Genomic DNA, 25,001 nt, shown 5'->3' with positions numbered 1-25,001 from the left:
GTGGCGACAGCCATGGCGCCCTGCCTTCGCACCACCCATGACCGGCTGCCGGACTTCGCCTCCATCGGCGCCTTCGGCTATTGCACGGACAAATTTGTGCTGACGCCGCCCGGCGGCGCGGAGATCCTGCCCTGCCGGCGGCTTGCCTGCGAGGATGTCTTCTGCGGCCTGATGGCCCGTCACGCCGCCGCCCATCCCGGGGCCGACCCGAGAGCCGCAGCCTCCCTCTGGACGCTTTATTATTTCAGCCTGCTGACCATTACCCCAACCGTCTGCCGCCTGGTGCACGGCCGTCACCTGCCGCTGGCGCTCGACGAGCTGAGCGTGATCGTCAATCCGGCAAATGCCCTGCCCATGGCGTTCCTGCTGCCCCATGCCGGCGGCGAAGCCGGCAAGGCCTGCGCATCCGCGGACATGCACTTGTTTCTGCGCGACCACCTCGCGGTCTTGATCCCCTGTATCGCCAAGGCCGCGCGGCTTGCCCCAAAACTGCTCTGGAACAATGCGGCCGTCTATCTGTCGTGGATCATCGGGGAAATCGAAACACAGATCGATCCGGCGCTCGCCCGCAGCTGCAGGCCCGTGATCGACGATCCCCTATGGCCGGACGGTAACCGCAACCCCATGTCCGGCATGGTGGTTGAGGGCAACAGGCGCGTCTGCTGCCTGCGATACATGATCCCCACCATTGGCGGATGCGGTGCGAGCTGTCCGCTGCCCTGCGGGCAAAACAGGGACAAGCCGGATGCCTGATCACTCCCCCACCCGCCGCCTGCTGATGGCGGCTGCGCTGACCCTGCCATGGCTGAACGGCGCGAAGGCGGCAATGTCGAAGGGCGGCATCGTTTCGCTCGACTACGGGCTTGCCTCCACCCTGCTTGCGCTTGGCACCACGCCTGCGGCGATCGCCGCACGCGCGGACTGGGACATCTGGATGGTTGAGCCCGCCATGCCCGAGGGCGTTGCCGATCTCGGGCTGACCGCCGAAATCAATTTCGAAGTGCTGGCGAGGCTGAAACCCGACATCATCCTCACCACACCTTTCCTCGCCCCGCTGACCCCGAAACTGCAGGCGATCGCACCGGCGGTGGAGTTTCCCATCTATACGCCGGACAGCGACGCGCTGACAGCGTCCTACAGTGCGACCCGCAAGCTTGCCGCCATCCTCGGCAAAGAGAGACAGGGAGAGGATTTCCTCCTGCGGGCCGAAGCCTGCTTTGCCGATTGCCGGCGCCGGCTGGAGAAGCTGCCCCCGCCACCGGTCGCCGTCATCAATTTCATGGATGAGCGCCATGCGCGCGTTTATGGCGGCCCCGGCCTCTATCAGGGCGCCATGGACAAGATCGGTCTTGCCAATGCCTGGCCGGGAAAGACCAATTATTGGGGCTTCGAAACCATTCCGCTGGAGCAACTGGCCATCCTTCCAACGGATGCGCGGCTCATCGCCTTCGAGCCGCTGACGCCGCCCGACATCCTCTCGCGCCTTGAACAGAGCCCCTTATGGAGCAACCTGCCCTTCGTCCGGGCCAAACGGGTCTCCACCCTGCCCGGCGTGCTGATGTTCGGCATGGTGCAGGAGGCCATGCGGTTTGCCCGACTGCTGACCGCTCATCTGGAAAGCGTTTCCTGATGCCGCCGGTCGTTTCGCGTCTCCTCCACCCCGGCAGCGTTGCCGCCGGCCTTTTTCTCCTCGGGACCGTTTTTGCGGCCGGCGATATCTGGCCGCATCTGCACCACCTGGGCGGCGACGGCGCGCAATATGACGTGCAACGGCTGATGCTCCTCCATTCCACCCTGCCGCGCATGGTAACCGCGCTTCTGGCAGGCGCCGCGCTGGCGCTGGCAGGCGCATTGTTGCAACAGGCCCTGCGCAACCCGCTCGCGTCGCCCTCGACGCTCGGCATTTCAGCGGGCGCCAATCTCGCCGTTGCCGCAACCCTGTTCGCCTTTCCCACCCTGGAAGGCATCAGCCGCGACGGGGTGGCGATTGCGGGCAGCGCCTTGGCCGCCCTTGCGGTCTTTTCCATCGGCGCCAGACGCGGCTTTTCACCGCTGTCGCTCATCCTTGCCGGCCTGATGATCGGCATCTGGTGCGCCGCCTTCGCCGCCATTCTCGTCCTTCTCAACGAACGTTATCTGAGCGGCCTGTTCATCTGGGGAGCGGGATCGCTGGCGCTGCAAAGCTGGGCCGTTCCCGCCGCCCTCCTGCCGAAAATTCTGGTCCTGACCGCTCTTGCCGGGCTGATCATGCGGCCATTATCGCTGATGGAACTGGGGGATGTCAGCGCCGGGGCGCTCGGCCTTTCCGTCGTGCGGCTGCGGATTCTTGCCGTATCGATCGCGGTCGCGCTCGCTGCCCTTATCACCAGCGCCGTTGGCGTCATCGGTTTCGTCGGCCTTGTCGCACCCGCCATCGCCCGGCTGGCGGGCGCCCGCCGCATCGTCCAACAAGTCCTCTGGTCGCCGCTCATCGGCGCGGGCCTTCTGCTTCTGACGGACGAAATCGTCAAACGCCTTTCCGATGTCACCGGCGGGCTGATACCGACCGGTGCGATGACGGCCCTGTTCGGCGCGCCGCTGGTGCTGTTTCTGCTGCCGCGCCTGCGAGCGACACAGCGGGAATTGCCGGCCGCCGCATCCGGCATCGTCAGACACCGTCGCCTCTCCGCCGGTGCGACCCTGTTTTTCGCCGGCCTGGTGATTGCCGGTGTGACGGCTGCCATTATTTTCGGCCGCGCGCCGGATGGAAGCTGGGGTCTGCTGCCCGTCGGCGAATGGGCCGACATTCTGCCCTATCGCTGGCCGCGGGTTCTCGCCGCCTTCGCAGCCGGCAGCCTGCTCGGCGCGGCCGGCGCCATTCTGCAGCGCCTGACCGGAAACGAGATAGCAAGCCCGGAAGTGCTCGGCGTTTCAGCCGGCGCGACACTCGGCATGGCGATCGCGCTTTTTGCTTTCACCGCATCGGGACCGGCAATGCAACTGGGCTTCGCCAGCGCCGGGGCCGCGGCGGTTCTTTTCGCCATCCTGTCGCTGGGTCTGCGCTCGGGATTCACACCGGAGCGGGTGCTGCTGACCGGCGTGGTGCTGACGGCCATGCTCGATGCCGTCATCGGCGTGCTGGCGGCCGGCGGAGACCCCCGCGCCATGATGATCATTCGCTGGATGGGCGGATCGACCTATCTCGTCGATGGATTTACCGCCGGGATCGCGACCGTCTGCGCCATCGTTTTTGCCGCCATGGCCCTGCTGGCACAGCGATGGCTCACCCTGCTGCCGCTCGGTGCTGGAGCAGGGCGCGAACTGGGCGTCCATGTTGCTTCGGCGCGCGCCGCTCTTTTCATCCTCTCGGCGGCCATGACGGCGGCGGCGACCCTTGTCATCGGCCCCTTGAGTTTCGCCGGGCTGATGGGGCCGCATCTTGCCCGCGAGATCGGATTTCGCCGCGCCGGCCCGCATCTCATCGCCGCCGCATCGACCGCCGGCTGCCTGATGGTGCTTGCCGACTGGGTGGGACGGATGGCGGCCTTTCCCTACCAGCTGCCTGCCGGCCTGGTGTCGGCTCTCGTCGGCGCGCCGCTTCTGATGGTGCTGCTGGGACGGCGCAAATAGGCATCCGCTTTTGGCCCCGCCGCCCGTTTCCCCATGACGAATCCCATCGATTCGCAACAGCGGAGCGGTTAAAACCGCAACCGGGAACAGGGTGGCCGCAAAGCCTGCATATGCCAAATGATTTTCTACAAAATAAATAGAAAAAGAACGACCTGTCTTTCTTGACGCGCTTCGCCTGCCTAGGCTAGCTGTCATCATCATCTGCCCTTGCGGTGGAAGCGTGATGATATCGATCCAGCAAATCTGCACGGCCACGTCGATGCTGGGCAATATCGGCCCGGTTGAATTGGGGGAAAAGGTGACACGATACGTTATCATCGGGGCGGGCGCCGTCGGCGCGAGCCTTGCCGCGCAATTCGAGCTTTCCGGCATCGAATACGCCCTGATCGGACGCGGCGCACAAATCGCCGCCATCATCGAGCATGGCTTGAGTTATCAGCGCCCTTCGGGGACACGCCAGATAAGGCTGAATGCCTTCGACATATCCGCCCCGCCGGAACTGAACCGCTCCGACATCCTGCTGCTGACCGTCAAGACCCAGGATGCGGCAAGCGCCCTGGCGGACTGGTCATGGCGTGAGGTTGCGAGGGCGGACGGCGTGACGGCCGCGCAACTGCCGGTCGTGACCTTTCAGAACGGGCTGGCAACCGAGGCGCTGGCGCTCAGGACCTTCGCCAATGTTTATGGCGCCAGTATACTGACCCCTGCCCGATATACGCAAACGGGCGCCGTTGCAGCGGCCGGCAATCCGCAGGTTGGCGTCGTCACTCTTGGACGCTTCCCCTCCGGTTCCGATGAAACAGCGGATAAGATCGCGGCGGATCTGACCCGCGCCAATTACATCGCCGAAACCACCGCCGATATCCGCCGCTGGAAATCGGCGAAACTCCTTCACAATGTGCGCAATGCGCTGGATCTGTTCGAAGGAGAGGACGATCTGCGGGTTTCGATCGCCGAGGCGCTGGTGGACGAGGCCCGGCGCGTGCTTGAGACGGCCGGCTACACCATCGCCTCGGCCGCGGAACGCAAGATCGATATTTCGGGCTGGAGCATTGCGCAGGGCAGCGGCATCGAGCCCGGCCAGCAATCGACCTGGCAGAGCTTTGCGCGAGGCGCCTCAAGCGAGGTGGATTTTCTCAACGGGGAAATCGTATTGCTGGGCCGCCTGCACGCTGTCGCGACACCTTATAACGAAGCTATTCAGGCCCTTGCCGGCAGGTTGGCGCATCGGAGCGGCGTCGCGAAAGCGGTGCCGCTTGAAGCGATCCGGTCTCTTGTCGGGCAGCGTTTCGGCCAGGAAAAAACCGGCCTCGCCGCCGCGCAATGATGCGCGCGGCCCAGTCTTCAAACGAAACTCATCCAATTGAAGCGATAAAATGAGAGAAGCCATTCCAGATCAGATCCTTACCGCAGCCGGTGCGCTGTTTTATAATGAAGGCATCCGGGCAGTCGGGATCGATCGCATCATCGAGGAAGCGAAAGTCGCCAAGGCGACCCTATACCGGCATTTCCCGTCCAAGGACCACCTCGTCGCCGCCTATCTTCAGGATCGCCATGACCGCGTCATCCACTCGCTGCAGGATGTCCTGACCGCGACGACCGATCCACGGGAACAGATCCGCGCCATTTTCGAACGTCTCTACGAAAAGGCCGACAGCCCGGAATTCAGGGGCTGCGCCTTTGCGCTCGCGGTTGCCGAACATGGCGATTCCGAACGGGTCATCACCGTGGCGCGAACCCACAAGAGAATGGTGCGGGATATTTTCCAGGCCGTCATGTCAAAGGCCGAGGTTCGGCCGGACCAGGCCGCCTCCCATCTTTCCCTTCTTTACGAAGGTGCGCTCGCGACCGTCGCCGTCGGACGTGATCCGCATGCCGTTCTCATTGCCCGCGACTGCGCGCTTTCGGTCTTCGATCTCGCCACCGGCCGGACAGCTCCAGGAGACAGGGCATGACAAAGACCATCGACTATTTCTTTGGCATCGGCTCTCCCTGGGCCTTTCTCGGTCTCGAACCCTTCGCCGCCCTTGCCGAGGCACACGATGCCGCCATCCGCCCCCATGTCATCCCCCTGATCGAAGACAATGGCGCGATCTATTCCCGCAACCGGCCGGAGGCGCGCCGCGCCTACTGGACGAAGGATCTGAAGCGCTGGGCGGCGCTGCGCGGCAAGTCACTGAACTTCGAAAATCGCGCCGCGCTTTCCGACCCCACGCCCGCCGGCTTCATGGTCATTGCCGCCATCGAGGCGGGTGCGGATTGGCTGACGCTGACCAAGGCGCTCCAGCAGGCCTTCTGGGAAGGCGGCGACGATATCGGCAAGGCCGAAATCCGCCGCGCCATCGCGGACAGCGCCGGTTTCGACGGCAGGGTTCTGGACAAGCGCGGCGGAAGCGAGGCTGTCGCGGCCATCTGGAAAGCCAGTTACGAGGCCGCGAAAACCGCCGGCGTGTTCGGCCTTCCGACCTTTCGCTATGACGGCGAGCTTTATTGGGGGCAGGACAGCCTGCCCTTCCTCGAGCGTCATCTCAAGGGCGAAAAACTGGTCGCCTGATCCGGGCCGAAACCGGGCACCGTCGCCTTGTGGCACCGACCCGGTTTTCCGCATTCCCCGGACCGTTCCGGGAGCTTCCGCCCGCCGATCCCGATCGTGAACCTCAGCATCGCCGATGACCCTCTGCCCCGGCTGTTCGAAAGCCGCGGCAGCTGCCATGCCGCAACCCTTCTGAGCATGGATATGCGCCAGGACGTGGTGCAGCCGGCAATTGGTGCGGGGCTCGGCCGGGCAGACCAACCGGGTAAAGGCCGCGCGTTTACCGGAGACGCGCCGCCGGCACGGATTTTCGACAAGATGACATCTGCAGAGGGCGGAACGGGTCGCTGGTCGTCATCACCTTGCTTCGCCGCCAACCGGGACGTTCCGACGCCGGCGGAAAAGGCCGCCGCAGAGCATGGCGAGCCTCGGAAAAGCTGATCCTACCGCCTTCCAAAACCGCGACAAAATAATCCATAATTTCGATAGAAAAAGAATAACTAGTCTTTCTCCTTCTGGCCACCCTGTTAGGCTGTGCGTCATGATCGGATTGCCAAACAGAGGGACCGCGCCATGACCGCACGATGTATCAGCAAGCACGGCCTGCTGCCGGTTGAGCCGTCCACCGCTGAACGCTAACAGCGACGCGGCAACACCGGTCTGACAGTCCACAGGGATAAGGCAGGCAGATTTCCCGATTTTCCGGGCATTTGAACCATGCGGCAGGCCGCCGCGTGAAAGCCTTCCCGTGCGCGTGATCGGCAGGCGTGAAACGGCTGCGGCCGCTGAAATCGACATACAAGACACAACGCTATCAATCAGGATTTTTTAATGACCATACCTTCCTCCTTTTTCTCTTTGTCCCGACGCGGGCTGTTGGCGACGTCGTTTGCGGGCGCAGTCTCGCTTTTGACGGCGATCGGTCCGGCGCCGGTTCAGGCCGCGGACGGCCCGCGCAATGGCGGTGACATTACCTTCCTCATCGATTCGCTCGGCGACAGCTGGATTCCAAACAACAGCGCCATTTCCAGCTTTCAGGGCCATGTATGGGGTCACGTCACCGACAAGCTTCTGTATGTCGACGCCGAGGGCAAGGTCAGTCCCTGGCTTGCCGAGCGATGGGAGCAGAACGACAATGCGACCGAATTCACGCTTCACCTCAAAAGCGGCGTGACCTTCTCCGATGGCGCGCCTCTCGATGCAGCCGCCGTCGTCGCCAATCTCGATATCTGGTATGCCGGCCGCAAGAACGAAGGCATCAACCCGATCGGGCTCTTCCCCAAGACCTACGACCACGCCGAAGCGGTTGACGCAACCACGGTGAAGGTCTTCTTCAAGAAGCCGACGCTCGGCTTCATTCCGACGCTCGGCTATCACGGTTCGATCCTGATTTCCCCGAAGACCATCGCGCTGCCCGCCAACGCGCAGGCGGACCTCAGCAAGACCGCCGGCAGCGGCCCCTATGTGGTCGAATCCTGGAAGGAGGGCGATTACGTCAAGCTGGTGAAGCGCAAGGACTACAATTGGGGTCCGGCGGCTGTCGGCCATACCGGCCCGGCCTTCCTCGATTCCATCACCTACAAGCTGGTGTCGGAACCGTCCCTGCGTGTGGCCTCCGTCCAGTCCGGCCAGGCGGACATCGCCTATAACGCCTCGCCTCAGGAGCTGAAATCGCTGCACGAGGAAGGCTTCACGGTGGCGACACCGCGTTATCTCGGCTTCGTCAACGGCTGGGCCGTCAACACCAAGCTGCCGCCTTATGATGACGTCAAGGTCCGCCAGGCGCTTCAGGCCGGCGTCAACCGCCAGGAAATCATCGACACGGTCTATACACCCGACTGGAAACTGGCCACGTCCTTCATTCAGAGCAACGTGCCGGGCGCGACCGACCACGGCGATCTCCTCGTCCACGATCCCGCCAAGGCAGAAAAGCTGCTGGACGAGGCGGGCTGGATCAAGGGCGCCGACGGTATCCGCACGAAGGACGGCAAACCGCTTACGCTGACGATCCATTCCAATCCCTATCTCGCCACATCGAAATCGGTCGATGAGCTCATCGCCCAGCAGCTCGGCAAGCTCGGCTGGAAAGTCGTCATCCGCGCCTATGACGTCGTGACCTATGGCGAAAAGGTCAAGTTCGGCGGTGCGGCCGTGCCGACCTATGAGGTAACCCGCAGCTTCATCGACGCGGGCACCGTCGCCGGCATTCTCACCAACGCCAATAATGGCGAGAACTGGTTCGCCCTCGACGACCGCGACGCGACACTCAACGGCCTGCGCGACAGGATCGCCGGCGCCGGCTCCTTCGACGAGCGCGCGCCGCTTCTCGACGAGTTGCAGAAATACGTGCTCGAACAGGGCTATTTCATTCCGAGAACCCAGATCGTGCAGCGGATTTACGTGCAGTCGCCGAAGCTGAAGGGCGAGGTCTATAACGGCGTCGCTTATGCCAGCTACTACACGGCCTCCCTCGGCGACTGACGCGCAACCGAGCAACGGGCAAGGAGATCATCGGCATGAGCAATGCCTACCTAACCTACGCCGCAAAGCGGCTCGGCCAGGCGGTCATCGTCATATTGCTGGCCTATGTCTTCACCTTCGTGGTCGTCAGCATCCTGCCTGGCGACCCGATCACCAGCGTTCTGCGCAATCCGCAGAACGGCTTTACCGAGGAAGAAATCGCGGAGATCATCGCCGCGCAGGGGCTGGACCGGCCCGTCATCGTGCAGCTCTGGTCGGCGCTTTCCGGCTTCCTCACCGGCGACCTGGGAATCTCGATGCGGTCCAACCGGCCGGTGGCGACCTTGATCGCGGAGGTCATGCCCTCCACCTTGGTCCTTGCATCCACGGGACTTGCCGTTGCCCTGTTTTTGGCGATTGCGGTCGCTTATGGAACCCAGGTCGTTCCAAAACGCTACGGCCAGGGGTTGCTGCGCGGGTTCCCCTCGCTGTTTTTATCGACGCCGAATTTCGTGATCGGCCTGATCCTCATACATCTGTTTGGCTTCCAACTTCGCCTTTTCCGCGTCATCGAGCCTGACAGTTTCTGGGCAACCCTGTTTGCGGCAATCACCATCGGAATTCCGTTTTCCGCGCAGATCGCCGAGGTTCTCATCGCCAATCTCGACAGGGAAGCGGAACAGGAATATGCGGCGGTCGCCCGAAGCCGCGGCATCGGGCAGGCGCGACTATTCGCCCAACATCTGCTCAAACCGGCCTCCCTGCCCGTCGTCACCGTTATCGCCATCACCGTCGGCGAACTGATCGGCAACTCGCTGATCACCGAAACGGTGTTTGGACGGACCGGACTGGGAAGTCTGGTGCAGCGTTCCGTGAGCACGCAGGACCTGCCTGTCCTGCAAGCGATCGTTTCGCTCGGAGCCGTGGTCTTCGTTCTCGTCAACCTGATCGCCGATCTCCTCTATCCCCTGCTCGATCCGCGCGTGAACATCCTCAGGGGGCAAAAGCGTCGTCCCGGCAGCGCCGACGACATATCCAGCGCCAAGGCGGTGACCCCATGACGTTCTCGTATAACCCCTCCCTGCGGGGCGCTGATCTCGCAGGTCGGCTGGCGGGCTTTCGTTTACCGGTAACCGTCGCGCTGTCCTTCGCTGTCGTCGCGCTCGTGGTCGCCTGGTCGCTGGCGCCCGGTCTCTTCACCAGCCATAGCCCGATCAACGGGGTTCCCACGGACAAGTTGCTCGGACCAAGCCTCCAGCACTGGTTCGGCACCGACCACCTTGGCCGCGACCTTTATGCCCGCGTCGTCTACGGCACCGCCTCCTCCGTATCGAGCGCGCTCGTCGCGGTCGTCATCGGCGTTTTCGCCGGCGGTCTGATCGGGCTTCTGGCGGGTTTTCTCGGCGGCTGGGTCGATATCGTCCTTGCCCGGCTGGTTGACGTGTTGCTGGCAATTCCAAAATTCCTGCTGGCCGTGATCGTGGTCACCGCCATCGGTTTCGAAACCATCAATGCAGCAATCGCCACCGGCGTCTCGGCCGTCGCCGTCTTCGCCCGCGTTACCCGTGCGGAGGTCATCAAGACCAGACAGGCGACATTCGTGGAGGCGTCGTTCCTGCTTGGCGGCTCGCGCTGGTACATTCTTCTGCGCCATGTCCTGCCCAATGCATCGCGCTCCATACTGCCGCTTGCCGTGCTGCAGTTCGGCGAGTCGATCCTGGTGATCGCCAGCCTCGCCTTTCTCGGCTACGGCGATCCGCCTCCCGCTTCCGACTGGGGCCTGCTGATCTCGATCGGCAAGGACTACCTGAAATGGCCGTGGCTGGTATACGCCCCCGCCTTCGTCACAATCGCGACCGTCCTCTCTGTAAACAGGATCAGCCGATGGCTACGCAAGACAGACTGACCGCCACTGCCCCGCGCGCCCTCTCCGTTGCGCCCATATCCCAGCCGGCCGCGGCCCCTCTCCTGCGGGTCGATGACCTTTCGGTCGCCTATGGCCGGCAGGGGGTCGTCAGCAATGTCACCTTCCAGCTCGGCCGCGGCAGGAGCCTTGCCCTCATCGGCGAATCCGGTTCCGGCAAGTCGACCATCGCGCGGGCGGTGTTGCGGCTTTTGCCGAACGGAGGACACGCCACCGGCCGCATCACCTTCGGCGGCCAGGAGATATTGGCGTTGCCGGAACGGAGCTTCCGGCCCCTGCGCGGCCGCGCCATCGGCTTCGTGCCGCAGGATCCCGGCAATTCCCTCAACCCGGTGCGGACGATCGGCGCGCAAGCGATGGAAGCGGCGGCGCTGCTTGACGAGCCGAACAAGGCAATCCGCAAGGCTCTCATTCTGGAAACATTCGCGCAGGTCGGGCTCGACAATCCGCAGGTCGTCTACGATTCCTATCCGCATCAATTGTCCGGCGGCATGCTGCAGCGGGTGCTCATTGGCCTTGCGGTTCTGCCGCGCCCTTCGCTGCTGGTCGCCGATGAGCCGACCTCGGCGCTGGACGTCACGATCCAGAAGCGCATTCTCGATCTGCTCTCACGCTTGCAGCACGACCTGGACATCAGCCTGCTGCTCATCACCCACGATCTTGCCATTGCCGCCGAGCGGGCGGATTCGCTGGTGGTTCTGAAGGGTGGCCAGGTGCAGGAAGCCGGAAACACCGCGTCGGTCTTTTCCGCGCCCGCATCCGCTTATGCGCGGAAGCTGCACGCCGATGTTCCCGCCCTCAATCCGGACCGTTACGTGCGGCTGCGCGACCCCGGTTTGCGCCGGCTGAAAGAAGAGACCGCCGTAACGCCGAAGATCGCGGTCGATGCCGTCACCAAGAATTTCAGGGTCGGCGACCGGGTGCTGACGGCGGTCAACAACGTTTCCTTCAAGGTGCCCGCCGGCACCACCCACGCGCTGGTGGGCGAGTCGGGTTCCGGCAAGACCACCACCATCCGGCTGCTGCTCGGTCTCGATGCGCCCGACACCGGCACCATCACCGTCGCCGGAGAGCCGCTGGCCGGCCGTTCCCAAGCATCCCTGCGGGCGGTGTGGCGCCACCTGCAATTCGTCTACCAAAATCCCTTCACCTCGCTCGACCCAAGCTGGAACGTCGAGCAGCTGGTGCGCGAGCCGCTCGACCGCTTCAAGATCGGCACCCGTGCGGAGCGACTGGAAAATGTGCGCGAGGCGCTCACCAATGTCGGTCTCGGCGAACATCTGCTTCACCGCAAACCGGCGGCCCTTTCCGGCGGCCAGCGTCAGCGTGTGGCCATCGCAAGGGCGCTGGTCCTCAAGCCGGATGTGATCGTGCTCGATGAGCCCACCTCCGCGCTCGATGTCAGCGTGCAGGCCGATATCGTCGAGGTGCTGCTTTCGCTGCAGGCGAGGCTCGGCCTGACCTATGTGTTCGTCTCCCACGACCTCGCGCTGGTGCGCCAGCTTGCCCACACCGTTTCCGTCATGCAGCGCGGCCGTATCGTCGAGCATGGAACGGTGCTCGACATCTTCGACAATCCGCAGCACCCCTACACCGCGTCACTGCTGGAATCGATCCCCTCCGGCGCCGCAGCGATCGCCCGCGCGCCGCAGGCCTTGCCCCGGCGGGTTCTCGACAAGGAAAAGATCGCATGACCATCGCCGCGCCCGCCGCCACTCTGCCCGCATCGTTTCGCCCCAAGCGACGGCTGGGCTTCAACACCCGCGTTTCCTTCAACGACGATGCCGGGCCGGCACAGGGGCTGCGCGAAGGCATCGAGCTCTTCCAGGCCGCCGAACATCTGGGTTACCAGTCCGGCTGGGCCTATCAGCGGCATTTCGATCACTATCTGTCATCGCCGCTGCCCTTCTTCGCCGCCGCCGGCCAGCATACGCGCCACATAACATTGGGATCGGCCGTCATTCCCATGCGGTATCAGGATCCCATCCTGCTTGCGGAAGCGGCGGGGACGACCGATCTGCTGATCGGCGGGCGGCTGGAACTCGCCATCTCGACCGGCGCGAATGCCGCTTTCGACGCCGTGTTCGGAACGGTAGACACCGACGCCCGCACGGAGGCAAGACGTCGCCAGGCCCGTTTTCTCTCGGCGATAGCGGGCGATGTCCTGCATAAGGCCGCAGGCGGGCAGCCTGTTGCCGAGGGTACGGAACTGCGGGTGACACCGCATAGCCCGACACTCCGCTCCCGCATCCGCCAGGGTGCTGCAAGCCTCGGTTCGGCGATACAGGCGGCGGAACTCGGCATCGGACTTATCTCGGGAACCGTCCAGCACGGTCAGGCCGAGGGCGAGTCCTTCGGAGATTATCAGGCCCGGATCATCGAGGCATACCGTTTCACCTGGCGCAAGACATGGTCGACGGAACCGCCGCCGGTCGCCGTGGCCGCTTCCATACTGGTTGGCACCAGCGCCGAGCTTCGCGAAAAATACGCGGCCTATGATCTGGAACGCCGCACCAAGGGCATTGCCGCCTCCCGTCCCAAGGGCGCCCTCGAACCGGTGACCCAGCCCGCGGGTTTTCAGATTTCGCCGGTCTTTCAGGGCACGCCGGATCAGGTTCTGGAGGCGGTGTTCAACGATCCCGGCCTCGCCGCCGCCGACGAAGTCGTGCTGTTCCTGCCCCCGGCCTTCGGCCTTGACGAAAACATCAGGTTGCTGGGTGACCTTGCCGACACCGTTGCGCCGCGCCTCGGCTGGTCGGCCGCCTCCTAGCCAGATCGGCAAGGCATGACCGCCGCGGCAAGACCGGCGGAAGACGCGGCGGTCGATGGTCCTATCTCCAGCGCCGTCATCGGCAATATTTTCTACTTATTCAATAGAAAAAGAAAGACCTGTCTTCCTCGCCAATCCGCCACATCCTAACATGCCCCCAACTGGTCGTTAATCTGAAGGAGCTCCCATGGCCGCGGAATTTATCAGCGTAAGCTTTCCCAATGCGTCGAACGACCTCACCCCCCTGCCCGACGCACCGGTGGATCCGCTTTTTCTGGAGCGTTATGCCCGTGCTCTCGATGATTACGGTTTCAACTATACGCTGATCCCCTACTCCTCGTCCTCGTTCGATCCTTTCACACTGGGCGCCACCGTTCTGGCGCATACGAAAAACATCAAGATCATCGTCGCCCTGCGTCCGAACACGGTCTATCCCACCGTCGCGGCCAAGTCGCTTGCAACACTCGACCAGTTGAGCGGCGGCCGTGTCGTGGTGCATTTCATCGCCGGCGGCAGCGACGAAGAACAGGCGCGGGAAGGCGACTTCCTGAACAAGGAGGAGCGCTACGAGCGGCAGGAGGAATATATCCGCATCCTGCGTCTCGCCTGGACCTCCACAGAGCCCTTCGACTTCGACGGAAAATATTATCAGTTCAAACAGTTCCGCAGCGCGGTGCGCCCGACCAACGGGCTTATCCCGATTTCGCTCGGCGGCTCTTCCGATGCCGCCTATCGCATTGGCGGCTCGCTTTGCGACATTTTCGGCCTCTGGGGGGAACCGCTTGCCGAAACCAAACAGCAGATCGAGCGCGTCCATGCGGAAGCCGCGAAAGCCGGCCGCACGGATCGTCCCCGTATCTGGGTCACCTTCCGGCCGATCGTGGCCGAAACCGATGACCTTGCCTGGCAGAAGGCCCACAGGGTGCTGGACCGGTTGAACGAGAACCGCCAGAAGGGCGTCAGCCGTGCGCCGCTCAATGCATCGCGCCCGGCCAATGTCGGTTCGCAGCGGCTGCTTGACATCGCCGCCCGCGGCGACGTGCACGACCGCGCCTTGTGGTATCCGACCGTGACCGCCACCAATGCCAGCGGCGCCACCACGGCGCTGGTCGGCTCACCGCGCACCATCGCCGATTCCATCCTCGATTACATCGATCTCGGCGCCGATCTGATCTCGATCCGCGGTTATGACAATTACAACGATGCCGTCGATTATGGCCGGTACATTCTGCCGCTTGTCCGGGAGGGCATTCGCGAACGGGAAGATGCGAAGAAAAGGACCGCGGCCTGATGCTGCCGTCCGGCCCGGCCACCTGGCCGGGCATCCTTTTCCAGTGCAGACGGAGCCATGTCCCCAGGCCGTGGGATAAAGCGCCCGCAACAGCCAGAGAGCCTCGATCCGCATGGTCCATGATACAGCCGCCCTTGACGAAACCGTGCGCGTGCTTGCGCAGGCCGCACCGGCTGCGGATCAGACCGGCCAGTTTCCCTGGACGGGCATTCGCGCCGTTCACGAAAGCGGGCTCCTCGAAAGCACCGTCGCGACCCGCTATGGCGGCCAGGGCGCAACGCTTGCCGATACCGCGCATGTTCTGGCGGCGCTGGGCCGGGGTGATCCGTCCGTCGCCCTGATCAGCGCCATGACGATCTTCACCCATCTTGCCCAGGCGGCCAAAAGCCATTGGCCCGATGCCCTTTACCGGCGTCTCCTGGCGGAGGCGAAACAACGGCCGCTGCTGCTCAATGCGGCGCGTGTCGAGCCGGAACTGGGGTCGCCGGCGCGTGGCGGCCTGCCCGCAACGCTCGCCCGCCGCACGAAAACGGGCTGGTCGATTACCGGTCGCAAGCGTTTCGTCACGGGCGCATATGGCCTCACGCATTTTCTTGTCTGGGCGCATACCGATGAAACGCCAGCGCGTGTCGGCACATTCGTGGTGCCGAACGGATTGCCGGGTATCAAGGTGATCGAAAACTGGCAAAGCCTCGGCATGCGCGCCACGGGATCGCACGATGTCGAATATGCCGATGTCGAAATTCCGGCGGAGAACGTGCTTGATCTCGTCGATCCATCGGTGGCCCAGCAAGACAACCGCGCCCATGCGGCAATCACGCTGGCCCTGACGGCGCTTTACCTGGGTGTGGCCGAAGCTGCGCAGGCCACCTTCATCCGCTTTGCGCATGAGCGTGTTCCGGCCAATCTCGGCCATGCCATTGCCCGCACGGACCGTTTCGTCACGCTTTCCGGCGAAATCGACCTCCTCATCTCCGGCGCGCGGCAGATCATCTTCGGCACGCTCGACAACAAGAACGGCGATGCGGAAAGCTTCGTCAGGGCAAGGCTGCTTGCCGGCCGGCAGCTGCGCGACGCCGTGCAGATCGCAGTCCGCGGCATCGGCAATCCCGGCCTTGGATCCGACCTCGGGTTGGAACGGCATTTTCGCGACATTCAGACCGTGCTCGTCCATGCGCCACAGGAAGACACATCGATCTCCCTTTTGGGCCGGGCCGCGTTTGACAGGTGGAACCGGCAGGAGGCCGCCATTCCCCCGGCCGCGGGTCTGCAAATCGTCAAAACCGCCTGACCGACCTTTATGCCGCCACCCTAGTCAAGGACGGCCTTTCGCGCCGGGCCGAAGACCACGAAGCTGAAGACGGCGAGCAGCCACACACTGACGCCGGCATAAAGCATGACCAGACCAAAACCGTCCGCAAGCGCCTGGTGGATGAGGATGTCCGAAACGCCCTGCGGCGGGACGACCGCCGCTCCCGCCGCGATCTTTTCCGCAAGCGGCTGCAATTCCCGCATATCCGTACCGGGCGGCAGGCTTGCCCCAAGCGAAGACCGGACGCCTTCCACCAGAAGGAAGCCCATGATCGGGATATTGATGGCGAGCGAAATCATGCGCGCGCTCATGTCGATGCCCGAGGCCATGCCGGAACGGGCGGGCGCAACCGCACCCGTGGTGGTGTTGGTGACCGGCGTATTGGTCAGCCCAAGCCCGATGCCGGCAATGATGCAGCCGGGCAGCATGGTGAGCCAGCTTGCATTTTCGATGCCGCTTCCGAATTTCATCAGCATGAAGCCGAGACCGATGACGAATAGCCCGGCCGGAATGACGAGGCGAGGCTGATAGCGCAACGACAGGCGTTCCGCCAGGGGCGGCACCACCAACGCCGGCAGCGTATAGGCAAGCAGGCCGAGGCCGGCGGCGACACTGTCATAACCGAGGCCCGCCTGAAACCAGATCGGCAGATAGATCATGAACGGCCAGAAGCTGATATTCATCGCCGCCGAACCGATGATCGCCCCGGAAAAAGGCCGGATGCGGAATACGGAAAAGTCGAACATCGGTCTTGCGGCATGTCTTTCAACGATGACGAAGGCCAGGGAGCTTGCGGCCGAGACCACGAGGATAAAAAGCGCCGGCGGGCTGGTAAAACCGAGCTCAGGCCCCTGCGTGATGAAAAAGGCGAGGCAAAAGACGGCGGCTGAAAGCGTGAGCATGCCGGCAAGATCGAGACGCGCCGCATCCGGATCACGCGATTCTCCGACGCCGCCTGCGGCAAGCAGCCATGTCACGACGCCGAGCACCACATGGACGAGAAACACCCATTCCCAGCTCCACAGCGCAACGATGGCGCCGCCAATGATCGGGCCGAAACCAAGCCCTACACCCGATATGATGCCCCACCAGCCGAAGGCCATGCCGCGCTCACGGGCCGTGCGGAACTGATGCGACAGGATGGCGATCTGGCACACCAGCATCGCCCCGCCGCTCAGCCCCTGCAAGAAGCGGGCGCCGATCAGCACGGACACATTTTCCGTCATGCCGCAGGCCAGGGACGATAGTGTAAAAGCGACGATGCTGGCAATGAAGACGCGTTTGCGCCCGAAACGGTCCGCCAGCGCGCCCGTCGCCATCAATACCATCGTCACACCGATCGTATAGGCATTCATGATCCATTGAAGCTGCCGGAAATCCGCATGCAGAACCTGCTCCAGTGTGGGCAGGATGGCCGGAACGCTGGAGATTTCCAATCCAAACATCAGGGCGGAAAGACAAATGGCGGCAAGCGCCATGGCGCTTCTGCTGCCCGCTGGTGCGGTAACGGCAAGGGTCATTCTTCAGCCTTTCATGGGTCGTGTCGCAAAATGCGAAATCCGCAATGTCGAGCAGGCAAACTAGACAAAACTTGACCATAACTGAATTGGATGATTGTCTATTTCAGAGACAACAAATTGGAATAATGAGTATGAGCACGCTGGATGTGGATGCCGTCGAGGCCTTCGTCACCATCGCCGATCTGCAGAGCTTCACGCGCGCGGCAGAAGCGCTCGGCACCACCCAGGGCGCCATCAGCGTCAAGCTGAAACGGCTGGAAGACCGGCTCGGCCAGCGGCTGCTCGAACGGACACCGCGTTCCGTGCGGCTGTCGGCGCAAGGGGCGGTATTTCTTGCGCCCGCCCGCGAATTTCTCGCCGCGCATGATCGCGCCCTGGCGGGCCTCTCGTCTCCGCGCCGCCGTTTCGGCCTCGGCATAGCCGCGCATGTGGCGGGGCCGGAAGTTCCGAGCCTGCTGGCGCGGCTCAACGCGCATGACCCGGGGCTGACGATTGAAGTGCGGATGGACAATTCCCGCACGCTGCTGGACGCCTTCGACCGCGGTGAAATAGACGCCGCGATCATCCGGCGTGAGGACGACCGGCGCGACGGCGAGGTGCTGGGGCCGGAGCATTTCGGTTGGTACGCCACTCCGCAATTCGAACATCGCCAAGGCGAACCGCTGCGGCTGGCGGCGCTTTCCCCCGCCTGCGGCGTGCGCGACATTGCAGCCCGCGCCCTGGATGCGGCCGCCATAGCATGGACGGAGGTATTTCTCGGCGGCACCTCGTCCATGGTCACCGCAGCCGTTTCGGCCGGACTTGCAATCTCCGCCTTTTCCTGCCGTCTGGCGCCGCCGGGCACGGTCGAGGTCAGCCAGCGTTTCGGCCTGCCGCCGCTGCCCTCCACCGAAATCATCATGTTTTCGACCCTGACCGACGGCAGATCCCGGGAAGCCCTGCGCACGCTCGCCGCCGCCTTTCGGGAACACCGGCCATGATCGAAACGTAACCCGGGCCGGCATCGGCTAGACGGCAGGCGCCAACGTTTCCGGCCTCAGCTTCCCGGCCCGCAGGAGGTACTGCAGGGTGTAGGAGACCGAAAGCGCATCATCCAGCGCATCGTGACCCCGTAAAGGCGGATGCTCGACGCCGTAATAATCGGCAAGCTTGTTGCTGGGCGTCCTTGCCAGGTCTTCGACCGGCATTCCCGCCGCAAGCAGGAGCTTGACGGCATTGTCAAAACGATCGGCGGGGATGGGAGGCTGGATACCTGCGACGTAGCAGCTGATCGCCACCATGTTCAGTTCGTCCTTCCCCCACGACCAGCATTGCACACCCTCGGAAAAACGGTCGAAGCCTGAAAGCGCCTCCTGCAAAGGCACAGCCTCCGCGTCGATGGTATCCTGCGTGATGCCCGTCAGCGCGGTAAAGAAGGGATCGATCCCATATCGCCTGCCATGACGGTCGATTGGACATATATAATTCCTGTGGGTCGCGAGAAGCGGAAAATCCCCCTCCAGCCCAAGCCGGACAGCGCCAATCTGCGCGATAACCGGATCGGGATCATGGGCCGCGCACCAGAATCTGCGTTGCGAACCCTCCAGGCAGAGAAATTCGCAGTCGAATATGATTGCCGTCTTCATCGATCACTCTCCCACCCAGACGCTGACGACGAGAAGCGCGGTTGGCCGCAAAGTCGCCAATTCCCGTGAAAATCAGGCAGCAATGGCACCGGCCATGGGGCCAGCTGCCCCGGAAGGGCCTAGACGGGCTGCAGCATGCCGCGCTCCAGCGTCTCGAACGGCGTCACATCCTGGCGCGCCAGCGAAACGACCCATGCCCCCTGCAATCCGATCACCAGTCTTTCCGCATCGGCCTGCGGATCATCCCTCCCCAGCCGCGCGGCCTGTGCGGCGATCCGGCTCGTCCAGTCGTTGAGCACATCTGCGCCGATCCGGCGCAGATCAGGCTTTTCGTCTCCGGCCTGAATGATGCTGAGCACCGGGCAACCCATGATGCGGCCATCCTCCCGCGAGAGATTGGCGATGGCGCGGCACAGCGCAACGGAGCCTGCGGCAAAGCTCGCCGCGCCATCAAAACTCACATCGATCAGTTCGGCCACCTTGCGGCCGGCCCATCGCGTCGCCTCGGCGGCAAGCTGCTCCTTGCCACCGGGAAAGTGATAATAGAGCGAGCCTTTCGGCAGACCCGTCTCCGCGAGAATTTCAGACAGCCCGACACCCGCATAACCGCGCCGCCGAAACAGCGCAGAAGTGGCCCGGATCAGGGCATGGCGGTTCTTACTTTCATCCATCCGCCTGTTGTAAGGCCTCTAGACCATTTGGTCCAGAGATGTTATCAGACCGAACGGTCTAGCAAAATGGGGCACGGATGGCTGTGAATGCGGAGAGCCGGGAGATCAGCATTGTTTCGCAGGAGCATGAGCTCGTCGGGCGGTTCTTTCCTCCCAGCGGGCCAGCCCGCGCCCACCTCGTCCTTCACGGTGCGACCGGCGTTCCGGCACGTTATTACCGCGCCTTCGCCACATGGGCCGCCGGGCAGGGCATCGGCGTCCTGACCTATGACTACCGCGATTTCGGGGCATCGCGACAACGCCCGGTCCGCGAAAGCCGCGCCACCATGGCCGACTGGGGCATCGCCGACCAGATGGCGGCGGAGGCGGCACTCTGCAAGATTGCACCGGACGGTCCCCTCTGGCTGCTCGGCCATTCCCTCGGCGGGCTGACATTTCCCTTTCGGCGCCATGACGAGCGGCTGGAGCGCGTCATCACCGTCGGCTCGGGCTTTGCCCATGTCAACGATCATCCCTGGAGCTATCGGCCTGCGGTCATCGCCTTCTGGTATCTGCTCGGCCCGGTCGGCACCCTGCTCGCGGGCTATCTTCCCGGGCGCAGGCTGCTGCTGGGCGCGGATTTGCCCGCCGGGATCTACTGGCAATGGCGTCGCTGGTGCACAAGCCGGGACTTCTTCCGGGGCGATATCGGAAAATCACTGCCGGAACCGGATTTTTCCGCAACGCGCTTTGATCTGCGCATGATGACGATGGCCGACGATGTGGTGGTGCCGCCCGCCGCCGTGTGGCGTTATGCCGATTCTTTCCCACAGGGAAGCGTCAGCCGCAGAACCCTGCGCCCCGCAGAATTTGGCCTCGCTTCGCTGCGCCACATCGAGGTGATGTCGGAACGGGCGGCAGCGGCATGGCCGGCAATTCTGGGGCTGGAAGAAACCTCGCCGAGATAACGGCGAGTTCGTTCCTGCTGCTGGTAATCCAGCATCAAGCGGCTTTATGAATTCGTCGCTTGCCCCGCCGCTTGTCGTGACGGTCGCGATCATGGCACTGGAATTTCCGATGGCCGCCATTCAGGCCTGTGTCCTCACCATGCTGACCTGCATGTATCTTAAGGACGCCCGGCATCCGGGACACGAGCAGATTGCCCGCGCATCGATTGCAGCTTCAGCGCGTCCGGCGTTCCCCTTCCGTGCAAGGGACAACGGGCGCGCTCACGTTTTCCGAAGACCGATGCGAGCGTTCCAGAATGAGGGGAAGAACGCCGCCGGCGCGCAAAATGGCGATTTCCGCGCTGGTTTCGATTGCCGCCGATGTCTCGAGGGATATCGAAGCCCCGTCAGGCCTGTTGACCGTCACCGATACGGCGCAGCGGGGCGAGACAGCGGCGGGATCGGCACTGATTGTGATCACGTCACGAGCGGTCAAGGCGAGCTGTTCAATCTCGACATTTTGCGGCAACCGAAGCGGCAGGACACCCATGCCTATCAGGTTCCAGCGGTGAATGCGCTCGAAGCTTTTCGCCAACACGGCCCGCACGCCCAGCAGCGCGACACCCTTGGCGGCCCAGTCGCGGGATGACCCCATTCCGTATCGCTCGCCTGCCACGACCACCACCGACCTCTTCTCCGCCCCGTATCGCCGGGCCGCGTCCCACAGGGAAAGTACCTGGCCCGTTCCAGCATGCATGGTCGAGCCCGGCGGAATATCGGACGCCAGAAGGTTGCGCACGCTCCTGTTGGTGAAGAGGCCGCGGATCATGACTTCCCAATTGCCGCGACGCGACGAGAAGACATTCAGATCAAGCGGGTTCTCGCCGCGTTCGACAAGATATCTGCCCGCGTCACTCTGCGCGGGAATGGCGCCCGCCGGAGAGATATGGTCGGTCGTGATGTCGTCGCCAAGCACCAGAATGGGATGGGCGTCGTAGGTGCCCAGCCTCGTCCCATTGCCGAAGCCGGCGAAAGGCGGACGTCGGATATAGGTCGATTTTTCATCCCAGGGAAAAAGCATCGTCGTGGGGGCGGGCAGATCCTTCCAGGCCTTGCTTGCCTCGGCGGCATCGTAGGCGGGCGCAAAATCCTCGATCCGCGACGCCATTTCCGCGGCCGCATCGATCTCGGCGGCGGTCGGCCAGATCATCGAAAGCGTGACGGGGGCGCCGGCGGCTGAGACACCAAGGGGATCGTTCATGATATCGAGCTCAACCGTACCGGCCAGCGCGAATGCCACGACCATCGGCGGCGAGGCCAGGAACCCGGCTTCCAGCTGGGGATGAACCCGGCCGGGGAAATTGCGGTTGCCGGAAAGAACCGCGACGGGAAGAATGTCCCGTTCCGCCATGGCCTTCGCGACCGGGCTGGTGAGCGGACCGGAATTGCCGATGCAGGTCGTGCAGCCATAACCGACGATACCGAAACCGACCGCCTCCAGATCGGCCAGCAGCCCGGCGCGGGCAAGGTAACGCTCCGCCGTCGGCGAGCCGGGCGCCGTCGACGTTTTCACCCAGTGCGGCGGGCGCAGACCAAAGCCATTGGCCTTGCGGGCCAGCAGGCCGGCGGCGATGAGAAGCCGGGGATCGGACGTATTCGTGCAGCTCGTTATCGCGGCGATAGCGACGACGCCGTCATTCGGCTCGCCTTCGAGAGAAAGCGCGCCCTGCTTCTTCATGCCGGCAATCGCCTTGCGCGTCGCGCTCACGGCGATCCTGTCCTGGGGGCGGCGTGGTCCGGCAAGGCTCGGCTCGACACTGGAGAGATCAAGCGCAAGGGTCGCGGTATAGCGGGGATGGGCGTCGGGATCGAACCATATCCCGACCCGTCTGGCATAGGCCTCCACGAAGGCGGCGTGAGCCGGCGTCCGCCCGGTCTTGAGCAGATAATCGACCGACTGACGATCCACCGGGAAATAACCGCTATTCGCCCCGAATTCCGGGGTCATGTTGGCGATGACCGAACGGTCGCCCGCCGTCAGGCCGGAAACGCCGGGACCGTAAAACTCGACATATTTATCCTGCAGGTCGATCTGGCGCAGCAGATGCGTGACGACCAGCGCGAGATCCGTGGCAAGCACGCCGTCCTTCAACGCTCCCGTCAGCCGGACGCCGACGACATCCGGCACACGCAGGGCGACGGGCATGCCGAAAAAGACGCTCTCGGCCTCCAGCCCGCCGACACCCCAGGCAAGCACGCCGATGCCATTGATCATCGGGGTATGGCTGTCCGTGCCGATCAACGTATCCGGCATGGCCCACAACGTTCCGTCGCGCTGCTGCGAGGTCACCACGGTTGCCAGGCGCTCGAGATTGAGCGTGTGCATGATGCCGGTGCCGGGCGGATGGGCACGAAAGTCGGAAAGCGTCTTCGTTGCCCATTTCATGAAACTGTACCGCTCCGCGTTCCGCTCATATTCATGCGCGCGGTTGCGGATGAGTGCCGACGGTGTCGCAAAGACATCCACCGCAACGGAATGGTCGGTCGATACATCCACCGGGACAACCGGGTTAAGCAGCGCCGGATCACCGCCTGCTTCGGCCAGCGCCGAGCGCATGCCGGCAATATCGACCAGCGCCGGCCCGCAGGTGGTGTCATGCATCAGCACGCGATTTGGAAGAAACGGGATTTCGACCTCGCTCCGGCCGGTTTCAAGCCAGTCGATCATCGCTGCTTTTGCACGCCCGGCATCGTCTCCGCCGGTGCGAAGAACGTTTTCCAGCAATATGCGGTGAACATAGGGCATGCGCGCCAGACAGGCCCCCGCCGCGGCGGGAAGATCGATAATGTCGTAGCTGAGGCCGTTTATATCGAATTTGGTGCGCATGCTATTTGTTCCGTTCAGGCACTGCGGGAAGAAGACTGGCCGACCTTGAATTGCCCGGTTGGGCTGTCATCAGCATCGGAGGTGGGAAAACGCATGAACCATGTCATGAAGAACGCAACGACCAGCAGGATCGCAAGAAAGATGAGGCCACCCAGCGCGCTTCCTGTCGTGGTTTTTGCATATCCCATGGCATAAGGCCCGACAAAACCGCCGAGATTGCCGATGGAATTGATTGCCGCAATCGAGACGGCAGCGGTGGCGCGCGTCAGAAACAGGCCCGGAAGCGACCAGAATGGCGACTTGAAGGCATATATGCCGGCCAAGGCGATCGAAATCAGGCCGATGGCGACAAACGGATCATGCGTCAGGCCCGTCGCGGCCAAGGCGGCGCCGCCAATCAGCAGCGGTACGGCGCTATGCTTCTGCCTTTCACCCGTGCGATCCGAATTCTTCGACCACAGCACCATGGCGACGGTGGCGATGGCATAGGGCACCATAGCGACGAGACCGATCTGGAAATGGGTCAGATCCTGTCCGAGCCCCTGAATGATCTGCGGCATCCATAGACCGATCCCGAGGTTCCCGACCTGATAGATGAAATAGATGGCCGAAAGAAACAGAACCTTCGGATTGGAAATCGCCTGCCAGAGGCCGAGATGCTGGACATGGCTGCGTTTTGCGTGATCGGCCTCCAGTTCCTTGACCAGCCAACCGCGCTCTTCATCCGTCAGCCACTTCGCCTTTTCGGGCCGGTCGGTCATATAGAAATAGTTGAAGACACCGGCGGCAACGGCGGGAAGGCCTTCGAGGATCAGCATCCAGCGCCAGCCGGCCAGTCCGAAGCCGCTGACATTGTCCATGATCCAGGTGCTGAGCGGTGCGCCCATGAGATAGGAAACCGGAATGGCGGCGGTGAAGAATGCAACCGTCGTCGCCTGTTCCTTGGCCCGGAACCAATAGGTCAGATAGATGATGATGCCGGGAAAAAAGCCGGCTTCGGCGACGCCCAGCAGGAAGCGCAGCGTGTAAAGCTGCCAGGCCTCCTGGACAAAGCCCGTCAGCACGGCGACCGCGCCCCATGTCAACAGGATGCGCGAAATCCAGATACGCGAACCGTATTTCTGCAGAGCGACGTTGCTCGGCACTTCGAAGAGAAAATAACCGATGAAGAAGATGCCGCCGGCAAATCCGAAGGCTTCCGCGGACAAGGCCAGATCCTTGTTCATCTGAAGCGCGGCGTAACCGAGATTGGCGCGGTCAAGATAAGAGATGACATAAAGAATGAAGGTGTAAGGGACAATCCTCCAGAAGACCTTTCTTGTCGTGGTCTTCTCGAGTCTGCCGATATCTGTGAGCGTCATGGCTACCTCCCCCAACGCATCATTGTTCAACTGCCTCCCAAGGCATTCCGCTTTTACATAAAGTGATTATAAAATGCAATTGATATTTGTGGCGCTTCGATTTAATGGAAGA

Annotated in this window: 21 protein-coding genes; 16 read left to right on the top strand and 5 right to left on the bottom strand. The window is 63.2% G+C overall.

The features are described from left to right. Positions 1-12 precede the first annotated feature (12 nt). From fhuF to ACI2KA_RS05675, 14 genes are all read left to right on the top strand, one after another. On the top strand, positions 13-753 hold the full coding sequence (gene fhuF / locus ACI2KA_RS05740; RefSeq protein WP_404500049.1) for a siderophore-iron reductase FhuF: 741 nt from the start codon (positions 13-15) through the stop codon (positions 751-753). Further along, positions 746-1,630 (top strand): iron-siderophore ABC transporter substrate-binding protein, encoded by an 885-nt coding sequence (locus tag ACI2KA_RS05735; RefSeq protein ID WP_404500048.1) that lies wholly within the window; start codon positions 746-748, stop codon positions 1,628-1,630. The genes fhuF and ACI2KA_RS05735 overlap by 8 nt, the downstream gene beginning before the upstream one ends. Next, positions 1,630-3,609: a Fe(3+)-hydroxamate ABC transporter permease FhuB gene (gene fhuB, locus ACI2KA_RS05730; RefSeq protein WP_404500046.1), complete on the top strand. Its 1,980-nt coding sequence runs from the start codon at positions 1,630-1,632 to the stop codon at positions 3,607-3,609. The genes ACI2KA_RS05735 and fhuB overlap by 1 nt, the downstream gene beginning before the upstream one ends. Before the next feature lie 298 nt (positions 3,610-3,907). Next, a complete protein-coding gene (locus ACI2KA_RS05725; RefSeq protein WP_404500431.1) occupies positions 3,908-4,936 on the top strand; it encodes a ketopantoate reductase family protein in 1,029 nt (342 codons plus the stop codon). Between the two features lie 49 nt (positions 4,937-4,985). Next, a complete protein-coding gene (locus tag ACI2KA_RS05720; protein WP_404500044.1) occupies positions 4,986-5,564 on the top strand; it encodes a TetR/AcrR family transcriptional regulator in 579 nt (192 codons plus the stop codon). Continuing rightward, positions 5,561-6,163 (top strand): 2-hydroxychromene-2-carboxylate isomerase, encoded by a 603-nt coding sequence (locus tag ACI2KA_RS05715; RefSeq protein ID WP_404500042.1) that lies wholly within the window; start codon positions 5,561-5,563, stop codon positions 6,161-6,163. The genes ACI2KA_RS05720 and ACI2KA_RS05715 overlap by 4 nt, the downstream gene beginning before the upstream one ends. 96 nt (positions 6,164-6,259) lie before the next feature. Continuing rightward, the gene (locus ACI2KA_RS05710) at positions 6,260-6,583 is read left to right on the top strand and encodes a hypothetical protein (RefSeq protein WP_404500041.1); all 324 of its coding nucleotides are present in this window, start codon (positions 6,260-6,262) and stop codon (positions 6,581-6,583) included. Between the two features lie 390 nt (positions 6,584-6,973). Then, on the top strand, positions 6,974-8,623 hold the full coding sequence (locus ACI2KA_RS05705) for an ABC transporter substrate-binding protein (protein WP_404500039.1): 1,650 nt from the start codon (positions 6,974-6,976) through the stop codon (positions 8,621-8,623). A 35-nt stretch (positions 8,624-8,658) separates the two neighbouring features. Further along, a complete protein-coding gene (locus ACI2KA_RS05700) occupies positions 8,659-9,663 on the top strand; it encodes an ABC transporter permease (protein WP_404500038.1) in 1,005 nt (334 codons plus the stop codon). Next, positions 9,660-10,508 carry an ABC transporter permease gene (locus tag ACI2KA_RS05695; protein WP_404500036.1) on the top strand — a complete coding sequence of 283 codons (849 nt, stop codon included), beginning with the start codon at positions 9,660-9,662 and terminating at the stop codon, positions 10,506-10,508. Before ACI2KA_RS05700 ends, ACI2KA_RS05695 begins: the two co-directional genes overlap by 4 nt. Beyond that, positions 10,487-12,220, top strand: coding sequence for a dipeptide ABC transporter ATP-binding protein (locus ACI2KA_RS05690; protein WP_404500034.1), 1,734 nt, complete (start codon positions 10,487-10,489; stop codon positions 12,218-12,220). The genes ACI2KA_RS05695 and ACI2KA_RS05690 overlap by 22 nt, the downstream gene beginning before the upstream one ends. Next, entirely contained in the window at positions 12,217-13,296 is a 1,080-nt protein-coding gene (locus ACI2KA_RS05685; protein WP_404500032.1) for an LLM class flavin-dependent oxidoreductase, read from the top strand. The genes ACI2KA_RS05690 and ACI2KA_RS05685 overlap by 4 nt, the downstream gene beginning before the upstream one ends. Before the next feature lie 187 nt (positions 13,297-13,483). Beyond that, positions 13,484-14,587 (top strand): LLM class flavin-dependent oxidoreductase, encoded by a 1,104-nt coding sequence (locus ACI2KA_RS05680; RefSeq protein WP_404500030.1) that lies wholly within the window; start codon positions 13,484-13,486, stop codon positions 14,585-14,587. Positions 14,588-14,699: 112 nt separating this feature from the next. Beyond that, positions 14,700-15,878, top strand: a complete 1,179-nt coding sequence (locus ACI2KA_RS05675) for an acyl-CoA dehydrogenase family protein (protein ID WP_404500028.1) — start codon at positions 14,700-14,702, stop codon at positions 15,876-15,878. A gap of 20 nt (positions 15,879-15,898) precedes the next feature. Here the strand turns inward: ACI2KA_RS05675 and ACI2KA_RS05670 are convergent, their stop codons facing one another. Next, entirely contained in the window at positions 15,899-17,419 is a 1,521-nt protein-coding gene (locus tag ACI2KA_RS05670; protein WP_404500026.1) for an MFS transporter, read from the bottom strand. Between the two features lie 131 nt (positions 17,420-17,550). On the opposite strand from ACI2KA_RS05670, the gene ACI2KA_RS05665 reads away from it, so the two are divergent. Next, the gene (locus ACI2KA_RS05665; protein ID WP_404500024.1) at positions 17,551-18,399 is read left to right on the top strand and encodes a LysR family transcriptional regulator; all 849 of its coding nucleotides are present in this window, start codon (positions 17,551-17,553) and stop codon (positions 18,397-18,399) included. A gap of 27 nt (positions 18,400-18,426) precedes the next feature. Here ACI2KA_RS05665 and ACI2KA_RS05660 read toward each other — a convergent pair whose 3' ends face one another. Both ACI2KA_RS05660 and ACI2KA_RS05655 read right to left on the bottom strand, forming a co-directional pair. After that, positions 18,427-19,044, bottom strand: a complete 618-nt coding sequence (locus ACI2KA_RS05660; RefSeq protein ID WP_404500022.1) for a 3'-5' exonuclease — start codon at positions 19,042-19,044, stop codon at positions 18,427-18,429. 119 nt (positions 19,045-19,163) lie between these two features. After that, positions 19,164-19,715: a TetR/AcrR family transcriptional regulator gene (locus ACI2KA_RS05655; protein WP_404500020.1), complete on the bottom strand. Its 552-nt coding sequence runs from the start codon at positions 19,713-19,715 to the stop codon at positions 19,164-19,166. Positions 19,716-19,792: 77 nt separating this feature from the next. Here ACI2KA_RS05655 and ACI2KA_RS05650 point away from each other — a divergent pair, with 77 nt between their 5' ends. Next, positions 19,793-20,662, top strand: a complete 870-nt coding sequence (locus tag ACI2KA_RS05650; protein ID WP_404500018.1) for an alpha/beta fold hydrolase — start codon at positions 19,793-19,795, stop codon at positions 20,660-20,662. A 214-nt stretch (positions 20,663-20,876) separates the two neighbouring features. On the opposite strand, the gene acnA is transcribed toward ACI2KA_RS05650, so the two are convergent. Both acnA and ACI2KA_RS05640 read right to left on the bottom strand, forming a co-directional pair. Then, a complete protein-coding gene (gene acnA, locus ACI2KA_RS05645; RefSeq protein ID WP_404500016.1) occupies positions 20,877-23,528 on the bottom strand; it encodes an aconitate hydratase AcnA in 2,652 nt (883 codons plus the stop codon). A 14-nt stretch (positions 23,529-23,542) separates the two neighbouring features. After that, a complete protein-coding gene (locus tag ACI2KA_RS05640) occupies positions 23,543-24,889 on the bottom strand; it encodes an MFS transporter (RefSeq protein ID WP_404500014.1) in 1,347 nt (448 codons plus the stop codon). Between the last annotated feature and the right edge of the window lie 112 nt (positions 24,890-25,001).

The organism is Agrobacterium sp. NPDC089420, from assembly GCF_044900305.1.
In the GTDB taxonomy this organism is placed as follows: Bacteria; Pseudomonadota; Alphaproteobacteria; order Rhizobiales; family Rhizobiaceae; genus Agrobacterium.
Note: the sequence above shows the minus strand (reverse complement) of the source record. Positions and strands in the feature narration are given on the sequence as shown.

Excerpts from the sequence above, each read along its gene's own strand:
- fhuF (WP_404500049.1), top strand. The coding sequence starts at position 13 with ATGGCGCCCTGCCTTCGCACCACCCATGACCGGCTGCCGGACTTCGCC.
- ACI2KA_RS05735 (WP_404500048.1), top strand. The coding sequence starts at position 746 with ATGCCTGATCACTCCCCCACCCGCCGCCTGCTGATGGCGGCTGCGCTG.
- fhuB (WP_404500046.1), top strand. The coding sequence starts at position 1,630 with ATGCCGCCGGTCGTTTCGCGTCTCCTCCACCCCGGCAGCGTTGCCGCC.
- ACI2KA_RS05720 (WP_404500044.1), top strand. The coding sequence starts at position 4,986 with ATGAGAGAAGCCATTCCAGATCAGATCCTTACCGCAGCCGGTGCGCTG.
- ACI2KA_RS05715 (WP_404500042.1), top strand. The coding sequence starts at position 5,561 with ATGACAAAGACCATCGACTATTTCTTTGGCATCGGCTCTCCCTGGGCC.
- ACI2KA_RS05705 (WP_404500039.1), top strand. The coding sequence starts at position 6,974 with ATGACCATACCTTCCTCCTTTTTCTCTTTGTCCCGACGCGGGCTGTTG.
- ACI2KA_RS05700 (WP_404500038.1), top strand. The coding sequence starts at position 8,659 with ATGAGCAATGCCTACCTAACCTACGCCGCAAAGCGGCTCGGCCAGGCG.
- ACI2KA_RS05695 (WP_404500036.1), top strand. The coding sequence starts at position 9,660 with ATGACGTTCTCGTATAACCCCTCCCTGCGGGGCGCTGATCTCGCAGGT.
- ACI2KA_RS05690 (WP_404500034.1), top strand. The coding sequence starts at position 10,487 with ATGGCTACGCAAGACAGACTGACCGCCACTGCCCCGCGCGCCCTCTCC.
- ACI2KA_RS05685 (WP_404500032.1), top strand. The coding sequence starts at position 12,217 with ATGACCATCGCCGCGCCCGCCGCCACTCTGCCCGCATCGTTTCGCCCC.
- ACI2KA_RS05680 (WP_404500030.1), top strand. The coding sequence starts at position 13,484 with ATGGCCGCGGAATTTATCAGCGTAAGCTTTCCCAATGCGTCGAACGAC.
- ACI2KA_RS05675 (WP_404500028.1), top strand. The coding sequence starts at position 14,700 with ATGGTCCATGATACAGCCGCCCTTGACGAAACCGTGCGCGTGCTTGCG.
- ACI2KA_RS05670 (WP_404500026.1), bottom strand. The coding sequence starts at position 17,419 with ATGACCCTTGCCGTTACCGCACCAGCGGGCAGCAGAAGCGCCATGGCG.
- ACI2KA_RS05665 (WP_404500024.1), top strand. The coding sequence starts at position 17,551 with ATGAGCACGCTGGATGTGGATGCCGTCGAGGCCTTCGTCACCATCGCC.
- ACI2KA_RS05660 (WP_404500022.1), bottom strand. The coding sequence starts at position 19,044 with ATGAAGACGGCAATCATATTCGACTGCGAATTTCTCTGCCTGGAGGGT.
- ACI2KA_RS05655 (WP_404500020.1), bottom strand. The coding sequence starts at position 19,715 with ATGGATGAAAGTAAGAACCGCCATGCCCTGATCCGGGCCACTTCTGCG.
- ACI2KA_RS05650 (WP_404500018.1), top strand. The coding sequence starts at position 19,793 with ATGGCTGTGAATGCGGAGAGCCGGGAGATCAGCATTGTTTCGCAGGAG.
- acnA (WP_404500016.1), bottom strand. The coding sequence starts at position 23,528 with ATGCGCACCAAATTCGATATAAACGGCCTCAGCTACGACATTATCGAT.
- ACI2KA_RS05640 (WP_404500014.1), bottom strand. The coding sequence starts at position 24,889 with ATGACGCTCACAGATATCGGCAGACTCGAGAAGACCACGACAAGAAAG.